The organism is Paenibacillus sp. S02 (assembly GCF_019454065.1).
Lineage (GTDB): Bacteria > Bacillota > Bacilli > Paenibacillales > Paenibacillaceae > Paenibacillus > Paenibacillus polymyxa_B.
The window spans coordinates 4826720-4840902 of sequence record NZ_CP073682.1 but is presented as its reverse complement, the minus strand read 5'-3'; the positions used below and the strand labels follow the sequence as shown (position 1 = coordinate 4840902).

Here is a 14183-nt window from a genome sequence, read left to right as displayed (position 1 = left end):
GACAAGCTCTCGTACTGCGACTGTAAAGTCATTCAGGGTTCGAATGATTTTACGGACAATCACTGCAACGAATAGGCACACCGTAAAAAAGGGTATTTCACTCCAAAGATTCAAATTTGGAGTAAAATACCCTTTTTTGTCATAGTCTAAACTAGACTACAACTTCATGTTACTGCTGTGACCGGGAGACAACTTGGCATCTGGATCTACATAGACCTTGGCGTTGTTGACTGCCGTAGGAGCTTCACCAAAGCCGACCGCAATCAGCTTGAGCTTGCCTGGATAGGTCGTAATGTCCCCTGCGGCGAAAATGCCGGGAATATTTGTTTCCTGGCGAGAATCGACCACGATAGAGTTACTTTCGATTTCAATTCCCCATTCAGCAATCGGGCCAAGTGTGGATACAAATCCAAAGTTAACGATCACATCGTCCACTTCGATTTCCTGTGTTTCTTTGGTTTTTACATGAGCAAGAGTGACTTTCGTAATCGTGTCTTCTCCATGCAATTCTGTAATTTCCGTTGGTGTAATAACGTTTACTTTGGAAGCGAGGAGGTTTTCGACACTGTGTTCATGCGCACGGAATTTGTCACGGCGGTGAATCAATGTAACCTGCTCTGCAATCGGTTCCAGCATAAGTGCCCAGTCTACAGCAGAGTCACCACCACCGCTGATTAGCACTTTTCGGCCTGCAAATTTGCTCAGATCGCTGACAAAGTAATGCAGGTTCGTTTTTTCAAAACGTTCGGCACCTGGAAGCTCCAGTCTGCGCGGCTCGAAAGCACCCACACCAGCGGTAATAATAACCGCTTTACCATGATACTCGCCACCTTTGTCTGTTTTTACGATGAAGTGGCGTTCTTCCTTTTTCTCTAACGATACGACTTTCTCTTCTAGCTGCACCTCTGGATTAAAGTGGTTCATTTGTTGAACCAAATTGTTAACCAGTTCTTGTGCAGTCACTTTAGGAAAGCCAGCGACGTCATAAATATATTTTTCAGGATAAAGGGCTGCAAGCTGGCCGCCCAGTTGGGGCATACTTTCAATTAAGGTGACGGATGCCTGACGCATTCCTCCGTAAAAAGCGGCGAAAATACCGGCTGGACCGCCTCCGATAATAATCAGATCGCGGATCTCCGCACCTGTGGATTGAGCTGTCACTCTAAAAACACCTCCGAAAGGGATAGTATGGGATTTGTAGATATTGAATCAGCCGCATAGAGGTTCAGATAGCCGCCGAACGCATGATTCACTGTTTATCATTATAAACTGCTGGGTTCCGCTTGCAAAGTTAAAGCGATTAATATTTGATGAAGACTTTTCTATGAGTATAAATTAACCGTTTTGAGAGAACAGCTGTGAATAATTAATGATTATGTATATCGGAAGGGGTAGAAGCATGAGCAGTATTCCCAAAATTGTCATTGTGGGCGCTGGATATGGCGGTATATTGACGGCTCAGCAATTGCAAAAGGAGCTCAAGCACAATGAGGCGGATGTCACGCTGATCAATCGTCATGATTACCACTATATTACGACACATCTTCATATGCCTGCGGCAGGTACGGATACGATTGAGCATTCAAGGATTCCGATTGCCCAGCTAATCGATGAGTTCAAGGTTGATTTAGTCAAAGGAACGGTTAAGGAAATCATACCAAAGGAGAAAAAAATCGTGCTGGAGGATGGCTCGCTATCCTACGATTATTTGGTCATCGGACTAGGCGGGGAGCCAGAAACATTCGGTATTCCGGGAATGGATAAGTTCGCGCTGACGATTCGCAGTATTAACTCGGTTCGCCTAATTCGTGAGCATATTGAATACCAGCTGGCCCTGTATAAAAATGACGGTAAACCAGGTCGCCTCAATTTCGTCGTAGGAGGCGCTGGTTTTAGCGGCATTGAGTTTGTAGCGGAGTTGGCGGATCGATTGCCACAGCTGGCCAGAGCCTATGACATCGATTTTAACCGGATTCAAATCATTAACGTCGAGGCAGCTCCTACGGCACTGCCAGGGTTCGATCCTGAGCTGGTGGAGTATGCGATGGATGTCCTTAAGCATAAAGGGATCACCTTCCGCATTGGAATTCCGATTAAGGAATGCTTGCAGGATGGTGTAATCGTTGGTGAGGGTGAGAAAATCGAAGCCTGCACGGTGGTCTGGACGGGAGGGATCCGTGGGAACGGATTAATCGAGAAAGCTGGATTCGAAGTGATGCGCGGAAGGGTGAAAATCGACGATTTTCTGCGTGCACCAGGCCACGATGATATTTTTATTATCGGGGACAGCTCCCTGATGTTTAATCCTGAAGGACGCCCTTATCCACCGACTGCCCAAATTGCGATGCAGCAAGGGGTCCTTTGTGCCAAAAATCTGGCCGCTACTCTTCGCAAAAAGGAGCTGCACAAGTTCGTATTTTCCAACAAAGGGACGGTTGCTTCCCTTGGAAAAGGCGAAGCTGTCGCCGTGGTGGGCAAACGCAAAATAAAAGGTTGGGTGGCCGCACAATTGAAAAAAATTGTGGATCTCCGCTATCTGTTCATCATTGGCGGAATTCCACTGGTACTGAAAAAAGGACGGTTTTTCTAAAGGTAGAAAGGTTTCCTTGACTCCTAAAAGGGAGCATGGAGACCTTTTTTATTTAGGCGAACAAAAAAAGGTATTGACTCATAACTATTTGACGACGTATAGTATGGTTACTAATTACAGAGGGGGAGCTTCAGATTGAATTCTGATTTTAATATCAATGCTGATCCCAAGAGAATAAATTTATTGGCAGAAAAGTTTCCAAATGCGGACTCCCAATCGTTGAATACGTTGGTACTTTTCGTGCAGGCAGCGCATGAAGTGTACAATGGAGTGTCTTCCAGACTGTCGGAATATGGGCTATCTGTAGGCAACCTGAAAATTTTAATGCCATTGTTTCTTCATGAACGTGCATTGACTCCATCCGAGCTGGCTGAATATTCAGGAGTTACTCGTTCAACAGTAACCAGTGTAATTGATAAGCTGGAACGAGACGGCATCATCCGGAGAAGTACGCTGACGGATCGACGTATGACTGCAATCTCCTTGACTAATGAAGGTAAACAGTTAATGACGGAAAGAATTCCGTTGTTTATGCAGCTTTTTGCTGATTTGATGAATGAATTTACGAAGGAAGATCATATTCTTTTTGCTACGTTATTAAATAAGCTTTCCTCAGGACTTGAACAGATAAAACGGGAATAAAAAAATTTCCCAACTCAAATAGTTAGACGTCGTACTATCAGGTTCCTTATTAGTTTTCGACTATTAATTTTTAACTATTATTGCTAAATCATCATGAAGGAGAGTTTATTGTAATGAACAAAAAGATCATCGTGTACGTATTACTTGTTGTCGCGTTAGGTACTGGGGGTACGCTAATGGCAATGAGCGGCAAGGATGCTGTGAGTATGGCAGCCCAACAAAAAAATACACTGCTTACGGCAGATACCGTGAATGTTGCTTTTCAGGGCGTAGGGGGAAGAGTAAACACGATTGAGGTGAAGGAAGAACAACAGGTGAAAAAAGGGGATGTGCTCATGACCCTCGATCCTGTAGACCTTGATTTGCAAATTGAGAAATTAAAAACGGATATCGCACAGGCTGATGTGAAAATAAAACAGGCTAAAGACGGGTTGCAAAATCAGTCGGAGAAAATTTCGAATTCAGAAAAACAGGGGCAATTGGACATTCAAGCCGCACAAGCGGGAGAGTCCTTATTAAACCAAGGCACACGTGCGGAGGACATTGTAAGACAAAAGCTGGCTATTGAAGCAGCACAGCAATCGTTGGACGCAGCTCTGACAGGAGTAGAGACAGCCAAAAGAAATGCGGAAATCGCGCAAAAAACAGTAGCATCCAGACAACAGGCTCTGGACTTGGCTAAAGTGAATTACAATCGTATCCAAGCGTTATATGATGCCGGAGCTGGAACCAAAGCAGAACTGGATAACGCCAAAAACCAACTGGATAATGCCCAAATCGCGTTAGATACAGCTAAGGATCAGGTTGAAATTGCCAACAACCAGATTACAGCGGCTAGCAAACAATCGGACATTGCCAAAAATGGGATCGCTCAGCAGCAAACCGCTTTGGATAAAATGGAGGCTGGCGCAACTGCTGAGGAACGCCAGCAGGCTCGTATCAAAACAGAAAAAGCCAAGGAAGCCTTGACTCAAACCTCACAAACACGAAAAGATGTTAAGAATAGCGCATACAATGTGGATCTTCTGGCTCAACAAAAGCAGGCATTGAGTGTTCAACTCAAAACTTTGGAATTGCAGCGCGGACGTATGGTGCTGAAGGCATCTACAGATGGTAAGGTGGCACGTATTGTACCTAAAATGGGAGAGATCGTTTCTACGGGGGCAACGGGCGCCGTTATTGAAACCAATCAGCTATACTACGATATTTATGTGGGCGAGGATTCCATATCACAATTTAAAGCTGGGGGAAATGTGACTTCGCACGTTGTAGCTTTAGATAAAGGTGTCCAAGGCAAGGTGAGGTACATTACTTCTGCCCCTCAGTATACCAACATGAGAATGAGTCGGGACAAAGGTCTGTCGGATATAAGCTCCTTCCAAGTACGGGTGGATGTCCAGCGAACATCTGAATTATTGCCTGGAATGACGGTAGAGGTTGTGACGAAATGAAGGCGTTTATAGAAGAATGGAAGCTGATGATCAGCGGCAAAATGGTTTTTATTATGCTGCTCGTTCCTATCGTGGTAGCTGTTGCCTTTGGATTTGTTTTTAAAAATAATCAGCTTAACGATGCTTCTGTAGCTGTAGTCGATTTAGATCATAGCAGTTATAGCCGACAGCTTATTAATAAATTAGATGCATCACAGTATATTGATGTACGCCATGTGCAAGAGAACGAAACCGATCCGAATTTACTTTTATATAATGAAAAGTTTTTTGCGGTGATTTACCTTCCAGCTGGGTTGGAGGAAAATAGGATTAAAGGAGTTCAAAGCAACATCGGTTTTTATGTAGATAATACGGTAGGTCAGGCTACTGGAAATCTACGCTCGGCAGTCACAGAGATCATGGCGACGGAAAATGCGATGCTGGCTGGTGGTGGATTAAAGGGGATGGGAATGAGTGACAGTCAGGTTACAGGGCTTACTTCCAATATGCTGCTTCAGCAGCGCCTGTTATATAATCCTACCAATGCTACTTTGATGACCTCGGTTATGGGGTTCATTAATACGGTCATGATTTCACTGATTGGTGCTACTGTACTGACAATTGTCCCGCGATTGCGGGAGCAAGGAAGATTAAAAGAGGAGCTTCAGCATTCGTATGGGTTGATTCTCAGGGTGTTGCCGTATGCGTTAGTAGGATGTGTGTCCTTTTACCTGTCCATTGGTTTACTTAAGCAAATTGGCGGATTACGCTTTGAAGCGAATGTATGGCAGCTCAGTATTCCATTTCTCCTGTACACGATTACGTTGGGTTTGTTTGCGATGGCTTTAGGATGGAATGCGGCCAATCCTGGAAAAGCTTCCCCACGCCTTATGCTAATTATACTGCCTTCGTTTTTACTGAGCGGCGCTCAATTGCCAGTGGCTATGCTGCCTCCATCGCTGCAATATGTAAGTAACATCCTTCCATTGACCTGGCATTTCAAGTTTTTGAGAGGTATGGGCTTTAAAGGTGGGAGCTTAAAATATTTTATTCCCGAGTTGGGAGGCTTTTTGATCTTACTAAGTGGTTTGCTGCTTATTATCTTTATTCTGATCGCTTTGGAGAAAAGAAAGCTGGCGCATTGAGGTATATAAAAAAGGATTCCGTCGTCCCGAAAGTGGGAGTTCACGAAATCCTCGGTTTTATTCTGTAAAGAGTTCTGAGGTCTGCGTCTTACAGCTTCAACATGTCTTCAAATGTCTCTTCATTCAACACGCTGCCGACATAGAAGGAGCCGAATTCACCGTAACGGGCGCTGACTTCATCAAAACGCATTTCGTAGATTAGCTTCTTGAACTGAAGTGCGTCATCGGAGAACAGTGTTACGCCCCATTCCCAATCGTCAAAGCCGACGGAACCGGAAATGATTTGCTTTACTTTGCCAGCATAGCTGCGTCCAATTAAACCGTGGCTGCGCATCAAGGTGCGGCGCTCGTCCATCGAAAGCATGTACCAGTTATCGTCCAGGTCACGTTTTTTGTTCATTGGATAGAAGCAAATATAACGGGCCTTGTTTAATACGGGCTTCAAGCGTGCGACAATTTGTGGATTTTGCATGGGATCTTCATCTTTGCTCAAATAATTACTTAGTTCCACCACACTCACATAAGAATAGGTTTTGGTTGTATATTTGGCGAAGGTTGTTTTGTTAAAGTCATTTTCCAGCTTATTGAGGTCTTCCAGCGTTTCGCGCAGGTGCATCATGACAAAATCAGCCTTTTGTCCGACAACAGTATAGACAGCTGAACTGCCCAGACCCGCTTCCTCGGTAACGTTCCATTCCTTCATAAACTCTTGAAGCTCGTCCAGTGCTCCGGCGCGCTCTTCATCGTCTGCGGTCTTCCATGCTGTCCAGTTGATGGACCGGAAATCGTGAAGCGCATACCAGCCTTCCAGTGTGGAGGCTACTTCGTTGGGAGTTGCTGGGGTTTGTTGAGGTTGATGTTGACTCACGATCTACACTCCTTTACGTCTGTAAATGATAATCGGCTTAGCCGAAATATGTGTACTTCCTTATATCATTCCTGTATCCAATACGTGATGCTTAACCATTATATTGTAGCTCAAAGTAAAGCTTTTCACCAATGAAAGAAGTGTGAAGAATTTTATTTTTACCATGATACAGGTCACAAAGTCTTAAAATAGTTAGTATTCTCGAAAAAAGTAGAACTCAGACGAATACGGCTGCCAAAAAGGAGAACAATTGCCCTTATTTTGTTGGTCCCACGAGAAGGCAAGTATGATAGAATAGAAAAACATCTTGGAGACCGTTATGTCAGGAAAGGAAGAATGTTGGAATGCGGATGAAAAACCTGCTGCACTATACTGAGAACCACCGCTACTGCGTTTATCGGGAATTTGGCTTGAGCGCACTGGATGAATTGATGCTGGGAAGCGTCTATCAGCCGATGGTAGGCGCATTTGCGGTCAGTCTGTATCGACTGTTGTTCCAGCATGTGCCAGTCGGACAAATCGGTTATTCGCCGTTGGAACAGCAGCGTCGCCTTTTTCTGACACTGGGACTGGAGCCGAGTGAGAAGGGACGCAAGTATTTGATTGAACAGACCTCCAAGCTGGAGGCCGTCGGTCTGTTACAGACGTCCAGGCTGTATGCACCCGAAACGGACGACTATATGTATGAATATGAGATGCAGCCGCCGCTCGCACCTGCTGAATTTTTCAGAACACAGCATCTCACCCTTTTGTTGAGAGACAAGATCGGTAAGTTTGCAGTGCTCTCTCTGAGAGAATCGTTGTGGAGCAGGGAATCTAGCGAATGGTCGCAATCTTCCTATAATAAAGAGAATATTTCGATTCCTTTCTACGAGTTATTTGAATTGAATACCCATGTTATAGATTATGAACTGGAACAGGCGCTGTCCGAGGTGTCCACTAGCCGTCAGACTGGACCACTAGCGTCAGAATCGGAGGAAGCATTGAATTATGCAGATATTATTCTCCGTTTTCCGCGTGAATCTGCCAATCGCAAGCATGTGGAGCGTCTCCGGTTTGAGCACGAGCAGTTAGGCATGGTCAATTACGTTGTTCGCAAATTTGACCTTTCTGTACAGGATATTAGTCGCTTGCTGGATGAGGATGGTATTTTTACCGAAGCAGGCGATTTGTTGCTTGACGAGCTTCAGCTTCGGGCTAGTCAGCACTCCAGACAGGATCGGAAGCGTCAGGAGGAACAGCAGGTACAGGCCGCCAAAGTGGTCGCCTTGCGCCAGAGGGAAACTTCCACATCTGAAGAGCCGCCTGCAGAACAGGCTGTGGAAATGGAATTTTATGTGGAGGTTCCACCACAATTCACAGCCAAATGTGACATTCACCAATATAATATGATGTTGCGCAACGAGCCTTATCGTCGTTTGCTGCAAACCTTTTTCCCCGGCACGGTTCCCGGTAACCTGCTGGATATATTCGAGAAAATTGATATCAGCTATAAGCTGCCCGGTGAAGTCATCAACGTGCTGATCCATTATTTGATGTCACTGCTCGTATCTGGGAGCGATCAGCGGATTAACCGAAACTTTGTCGAGGCCGTTGCTTCCAACATGCTGCTTAAGCAGGTAAACACTTACGAAAAAGCCGTTCAATATATAAGGGATCAAGCCAAGGTAAAAGGAAAACAGTCCTCTGCTTCTCCTTCCGGCGGCCGATCCCGCGCATATGCCAAAAATAACGGGCCAGCCAAGCCATCCATTCCAATCGTTCAGGATCACCCTTCCGAGGAGTCTGTATCTGAGGAAGAATTGGATGAACTGCTGCGTCTGGCCGAACGAATGCAATCCGGAAAACAGAAAAAAGTCTAGTGAATTTTAGGTTTTATAAAACTATTAAGCGAAGCCAATTCAAATAGATGTCGACTTTATGGCGGTCGGCAGCGGAGCGGGCAGAATTGTTCTGAAGAAGCGAAGCGTTTGCCTTTATCCCCGGATTTCAACTTTTGAAATTATAATTCAGAAATCCGGAGATAACAGCAATCGGAAGAACAATCTGCACGCGTAGCGTCGTCTCCCTCCATAACTCTGCACATTTTAGAAAGGAGGAGCGTTCTTGGAATCACTGGGCGATTTGCTACAGCAGATGCAGAACCCTTCGTTTCGCCAGCGCACTCGCAATGTAGCCGATCAAGTTCTAAATGATCCGCTCGTGCAGGAGTTTTGTGCTGCGCATCCTGATGTGGACGAAACACAATTGCGACTCAACATGAGCATGCTCTTTCAGTATGCCCGGGATCGTCGAAATTGCGACAATTGTCCGGGGCTGGAACGGTGTCCTAACGATTTTCAGGGCCACTTTTGTAAGCTGGGCGTGGAATATCCGAATGGAACAGCCGAAATCGTGGACATTCGGACCCCATGTGCGAAGCTGGTTGCTTCCCAACATGAACAACAGGTGCGTCAGAGAATTAAAAGCTTTTATGTGGATGAACGCGCACTTCTGGAGGGATATAACGCTCTTGAAATTGCACGCAAAGATTCACAACGTATGCCTGCCGTCACACAGCTATTCCGCTACATTGAAGAAACGAAAAGTCAGGGTCTATCCAAAAAAGGACTGTATCTGGAAGGTACGTTTGGTACGGGTAAAACTTTTTTGATGGGCTATCTATTGCACGAGTTGGCTCTGTCAGGTCTGAACGGTGTGATCGTGTATATGCCTGATTTTGTGGAGGACTTAAAGTCCATGATTCAGGACGGGCAGAAGCTGAAGGAAACGACCGAAATGCTCAAAAATTGTGATCTGCTCGTATTTGACGATATTGGTGCCGAAAATTTAAGCCCGTGGGTACGGGACCATGTGATGGGTTCTATATTGAATTACCGAATGAACCGCAAACCTACTTTTTATACCTCCAATTATTCGTTGCAGGGGCTGGAGAAGCATCTTAGCTTTACGAGCAAGGACGGAGAGGAAATGTACAAAGGACAACGCTTGATGGACCGGATTCGTCCTTTTGTGGATGTCATTACCGTAAAGGGAAAAAATCAGCGGGGGTAAGCGTTTTTCCGTCTGCTATTTTGATATCTTACAATTAAAAGACTATTGTGATATAATTAAAAGGTGTCGAAACAGACATTACAGGTTATAATAATCTTGACTTTTCTATAAAGGAGGAACATACAATGGCAATTGTTAACGTGTCCGATCAATCCTTCAACGCAGAAGTCGAAGGCACAGGAACCGTTTTGGTTGATTTTTGGGCGCCATGGTGCGGTCCTTGCAAAATGATCGCTCCTATTCTGGAGGATCTGTCCACAGAAGTTGGCGACAGCGTCAAAATCGCGAAGGTGAACGTGGATGAAAATCCAGAGTCTGCTTCCCGTTTCGGCGTGATGAGCATTCCTACCCTGATCGTTTTCAAAGACGGACAGCCTGTTGATAAAGTGGTAGGTCTGAACTCCAAAGAAGCGCTGAAAAGCATGCTTACTAAACACCAATAATCATCGCATGTGACCCATGCTCCTGCGGGGGCTTGGTGGAGCGGCCATGAAAGGTCAATGCCTCCGGTTGTAAATACCGGGGGCGTTTTTGTGTATTATTCCTATATATTATAAGTAGTTAGTTGAGTAATCATTAAGAATGGAAGGAGGAACCGGGCGAATGAAACCTTATGCGGAGGACTTGCAGAATCAGGAGAAGGCGCTGGAGAACATACGGCACAAATTAGCGTTACTGCCGGATGCATCAGGCTGTTACCTGATGAAGAATAGCGAAGGCACCATTATTTATGTCGGCAAGGCCAAAGTGTTGAAAAACCGGGTCCGTTCCTATTTTACAGGTAGCCATAACGGCAAGACGCAGCGACTGGTTTCCGATATCCGTGATTTTGAATATATCGTTACAGGCAGTAATATGGAGGCGCTCATTTTGGAGTGCAACCTCATTAAAAAGTACCAGCCGCGCTATAACGTGCTATTGAAGGATGATAAAACCTTTCCGTATTTGAAAATTACGAACGAGGCACACCCCAAGCTGGAGGTGACCCGTCGCGTTCTGAAGGATAAAGCAAAATATTTTGGACCGTACCCCAATTCCTACGCGGCGCATCAGACGAAGAAGCTGCTGGATCGTATGTATCCGTTACGCAAGTGTGGTGTGATGCCCAAGGAAGTGTGTCTGTATTATCACATGCATCAATGTTTGGGGCCTTGTGTGAAAGAGGTCGAGAAGGAAACGTATGACCAGATTGGTCAGGAGATTGGTTCCTTTTTGAGCGGGGGACATGAGGAAATTAAAAAGGATCTTCAGCGTAAAATGCAGGAGGCCGCAGATGAATTGTACTTTGAGCGGGCCAAGGAGCTGCGAGATCAGATTATCAGCATCGACGCGATGATGGAAAAGCAGAAAATCACCACATCGGATGCGAAAGATCGAGATGTATTCGGTTTTTCAGTAGATAAGGGCTGGATGTGTGTACAAATCCTATATGTCCGTAAAGGTAAAATGATCGAGCGCCATATGTCGACTTTTCCTTTCTACGGTGAGGCTTACAGTGATTTTATGTCCTATGTGACGCAATATTATAGTGACAACCCGGCAGTGCCGCAAGAAATATTGCTGCCAGATTCTCCTAAGCTGATGCAGGCGGAACAGGTCAATGTCGATCAACCGGTTGCGGCAGAAACTGCACTCCACAGTGCACCTACAGCCGATGTTACCGGACAGACAGATGACAAAGCGATACAAACGGAAATAGCACCAGATGCGTCAAACGTACAATATTCGTTAGAGCATTCTGCTGACTCACTGCTGGTGGCTGAAGAACGAGCAACTTATGCAGCAGCAACGAATCAAGGCCAAGTTGGTGACCAAGATGCCGGAATAAAGGAAACAGAAACCCAACTATCCGGTGGACTGGAGGACCCGTCTACGGCGGCTCTCGCTCTGGCTGAATGGCTGGATGTAAAGGTACTCGTGCCGCAGCGTGGACTGAAAAAGCAAATGACAGGCATGGCGACGGAAAATGCACGTGTTGCTTTGGATGAGAAGTTTAAGCTGATCGAGCGGGATGAGGAACGGACATCCAAAGCTGCAAGCAATCTCGGACGTGCCATTGGGCTGGATAGCTTGCACCGGGTGGAGGCATTTGATAACTCCAACATCCAGGGTTCCGATCCAGTCTCCGCCATGATCGTGTTTATTGATGGCAAGCCTGCCAAGAAGGAGTATCGAAAATATAAGATCCGTTCTGTGCAGGGACCAGATGATTATGAAACGATGCGTGAGGTTATTCGGCGTAGATATGAACGTGTGCTTAAGGAAAATCTGGAACGTCCCGACTTGATCGTTGTGGATGGTGGACGTGGACAAATTAAGGCGGCGACCGATGTACTGCAAAATGAGCTGGGTTTGTTCATTCCTGTGTGTGGTCTGGTGAAGGATGCCAAACATAGAACTTCCCAACTATTAGTGGGAGAGTCCTCTGAGGCCGTGACACTTGCACGCAATAGTGAAGAATTTTATCTGCTGCAACGGATTCAGGACGAGGTTCACCGTTTTGCCATCACGTTCCACCGCGAGCAACGCGGCAAATCTATGGTAACTTCCCGGCTGGACTCTATTCCAGGCATCGGCGAGAAACGGCGTAAGTTACTGCTTAAGCATTTTGGATCACTCAAAAAAATAAGAGAGGCCAGCGTCGAAGAATTCCGGCCTCTCTCTATTGGGGATAAGCTTGCGCGTCAGATTATAGCTGCCCTTCGGGAGGAGGAGTCGTAGAATACGGCTCCTCTTTTTTAATAGGTTCAAACATAATTCGATTTGGCTTTTTAGGACTAAACCAATAAATGATGTAACCCACAATGGCTGGAAGTAAGATCCAGAATAGACCAGCGCTCACATTCACAGTGTCTCCCAGACTCATCACACTAAGCCCCATTAGAATGCTGTCAAAAATAACGTGGCTGAACATGGCGGCAATAAAGCCGTAACGCAGGAACACAAAACTGAACAGTAAACCAAGAAAAGTCAGCTCAATAGGTCTAGAAATCACCGGATAGATCGGATAAAGTGTATGTCCCAGTGCCCAAATCAGCGTGGTGATCAGACAAGCAACAAAAGTGTTTTTTACTATTTTTTTGACCATCGGAATACCAAACAGACGGTAGACAGTCTCTTCTCCAATACCTGCCATCCAGGCCATAATCGGCAGTAACCATGGATAAGCCATATTGTAAGGGGATTGCGTGGCATCTGTTGTGGAGAATGTATTAAATGTGCGCTCCAGTATAAAGAATAAGATGGATTGTACCCCGAGTAAAATAAAGGCCCACAAGTAGCCAACATACATACTGCGAAGCACATACAGCCCGTAGCCTGGCTCTTTCGCACGCGGCCATGCATTCAGTCCAACCTGACGCATAAGTCCGTCACCGCCGACCAAGGAGAAGTAGAGCGCTACCGCCATGAAGAAGGTAACACCAATCTGGAACACCATAAGAAATATAAGCATGCCCTTACCGCCTGCTTCTGCTTGCAATAAAGGCAGCATGTTCATTGTCCCAGCTATACTAGCAATGAAGTATATAATTGACAGAACAATGCCGCGTACAAATGAAGTATGTCGTCGGGTGAGTGACGCATACACAATGGCAAGTACACCCAGCACAAAACTAAATAGGGCATAACCCGCATAGGTCATCCAATTCGCCCAAAATGTTTGCTTTTCGATATAATCGGTATAGGACGACGGGGCCGAAAAGCTTTGAGAGAAGGAGCGAACATCACCGTCTTCGAAAGTAAAAGCCAGTGTAAGTACCGAGGCGCCGATTTTTTTATCGTCTACGGTATACTTTAATCCGCCTTCTTTTTCAGTGGTCGCGAGCTTCAAATCCGACGGCTTAAAGCCAAAGCGCTTGACCCATACTGCGGCTGTCTGCTCCTTGGCTTCGAGCGTCATGCCGTCCTCAGCCACACGTACAAGCCTGTTACGTGCTTGTTCATCCGTAGAAATATCAGCCTGTGTGTAATTGGTACTGGAGGTGATCCGTTTAAAGCTAACGACCTTCCCAGTGGATAAATCCACATGAATTTGCAGTTTGCTCTTCGCTGAGGATTCAGGCAGATCGACCCGAAAGGTTTCGTAAGGGTAATTTTTCTTCCATGTACGGTCGTACTGTTGAAGCAGTTTTTCTCTAGATAAATAACCGTACAAATCTGTTTCGGCCTGATAGGTCACGACAGGCTCCTCTGGCTGTGATTCAGTATAGCCCAACTCGGAGCGGGCAAAGTCCAATGCGTGTATGACCGCTTCTTGTTTGCTGATGACCTTTGCGTTCATTACTGATTCTGGACTCGGATTGCTAAGCGAGGGAATAAGCAATTGAAAGATAAAAAAGCAAATCAGGCCAATCCCGCCCAGCAAGCCTAATTTTTTGAAGTTGGCCGTGAGCACGACCGGTTTCCCGATAGGATTCATGAGTTTCCTCCTTAATCTGTAAATAAGAACATCC

11 protein-coding genes are annotated in these 14183 nt (G+C 45.7%); 8 read left to right on the top strand and 3 right to left on the bottom strand.

What is annotated here, in order from left to right:
• Positions 1 to 156 precede the first annotated feature (156 nt).
• Complete coding sequence (locus KAI36_RS21495; protein ID WP_023990157.1) at positions 157 to 1161, bottom strand: NAD(P)/FAD-dependent oxidoreductase; 1005 nt, start codon at positions 1159 to 1161, stop codon at positions 157 to 159.
• Positions 1162 to 1399: 238 nt separating this feature from the next.
• On the opposite strand from KAI36_RS21495, the gene KAI36_RS21490 reads away from it, so the two are divergent.
• The 4 genes from KAI36_RS21490 to KAI36_RS21475 all read left to right on the top strand — a co-directional run bounded on the left by KAI36_RS21490 (position 1400) and on the right by KAI36_RS21475 (position 5807).
• The gene (locus KAI36_RS21490) at positions 1400 to 2590 is read left to right on the top strand and encodes an NAD(P)/FAD-dependent oxidoreductase (protein ID WP_220025975.1); all 1191 of its coding nucleotides are present in this window, start codon (positions 1400 to 1402) and stop codon (positions 2588 to 2590) included.
• Between the two features lie 135 nt (positions 2591 to 2725).
• Positions 2726 to 3232: a MarR family winged helix-turn-helix transcriptional regulator gene (locus KAI36_RS21485; protein WP_023990155.1), complete on the top strand. Its 507-nt coding sequence runs from the start codon at positions 2726 to 2728 to the stop codon at positions 3230 to 3232.
• Between the two features lie 113 nt (positions 3233 to 3345).
• Positions 3346 to 4683 (top strand): HlyD family secretion protein, encoded by a 1338-nt coding sequence (locus tag KAI36_RS21480; RefSeq protein WP_220025974.1) that lies wholly within the window; start codon positions 3346 to 3348, stop codon positions 4681 to 4683.
• Positions 4680 to 5807, top strand: a complete 1128-nt coding sequence (locus tag KAI36_RS21475) for an ABC transporter permease (RefSeq protein WP_220025973.1) — start codon at positions 4680 to 4682, stop codon at positions 5805 to 5807. The genes KAI36_RS21480 and KAI36_RS21475 overlap by 4 nt, the downstream gene beginning before the upstream one ends.
• An 88-nt stretch (positions 5808 to 5895) precedes the next feature.
• Here KAI36_RS21475 and hemQ read toward each other — a convergent pair whose 3' ends face one another.
• Complete coding sequence (hemQ, locus tag KAI36_RS21470) at positions 5896 to 6675, bottom strand: hydrogen peroxide-dependent heme synthase (RefSeq protein WP_023990152.1); 780 nt, start codon at positions 6673 to 6675, stop codon at positions 5896 to 5898.
• Positions 6676 to 7019: 344 nt separating this feature from the next.
• Between hemQ and KAI36_RS21465 the strand changes: the two genes are divergently transcribed.
• The 4 genes from KAI36_RS21465 (at position 7020) to uvrC (ending at position 12450) form a co-directional block, all read left to right on the top strand.
• A complete protein-coding gene (locus KAI36_RS21465; protein WP_220025972.1) occupies positions 7020 to 8537 on the top strand; it encodes a replication initiation and membrane attachment family protein in 1518 nt (505 codons plus the stop codon).
• Positions 8538 to 8781: 244 nt separating this feature from the next.
• Positions 8782 to 9729: a primosomal protein DnaI gene (gene dnaI, locus KAI36_RS21460; protein ID WP_220025971.1), complete on the top strand. Its 948-nt coding sequence runs from the start codon at positions 8782 to 8784 to the stop codon at positions 9727 to 9729.
• Positions 9730 to 9854: 125 nt separating this feature from the next.
• Positions 9855 to 10172: a thioredoxin gene (trxA, locus tag KAI36_RS21455; RefSeq protein ID WP_010347861.1), complete on the top strand. Its 318-nt coding sequence runs from the start codon at positions 9855 to 9857 to the stop codon at positions 10170 to 10172.
• Between the two features lie 160 nt (positions 10173 to 10332).
• Positions 10333 to 12450, top strand: coding sequence for an excinuclease ABC subunit UvrC (uvrC, locus tag KAI36_RS21450; RefSeq protein WP_220025970.1), 2118 nt, complete (start codon positions 10333 to 10335; stop codon positions 12448 to 12450).
• Here uvrC and KAI36_RS21445 read toward each other — a convergent pair.
• A complete protein-coding gene (locus tag KAI36_RS21445; RefSeq protein ID WP_220025969.1) occupies positions 12419 to 14149 on the bottom strand; it encodes a CPBP family intramembrane glutamic endopeptidase in 1731 nt (576 codons plus the stop codon). The genes uvrC and KAI36_RS21445 overlap by 32 nt on opposite strands.
• Positions 14150 to 14183 lie beyond the last annotated feature (34 nt).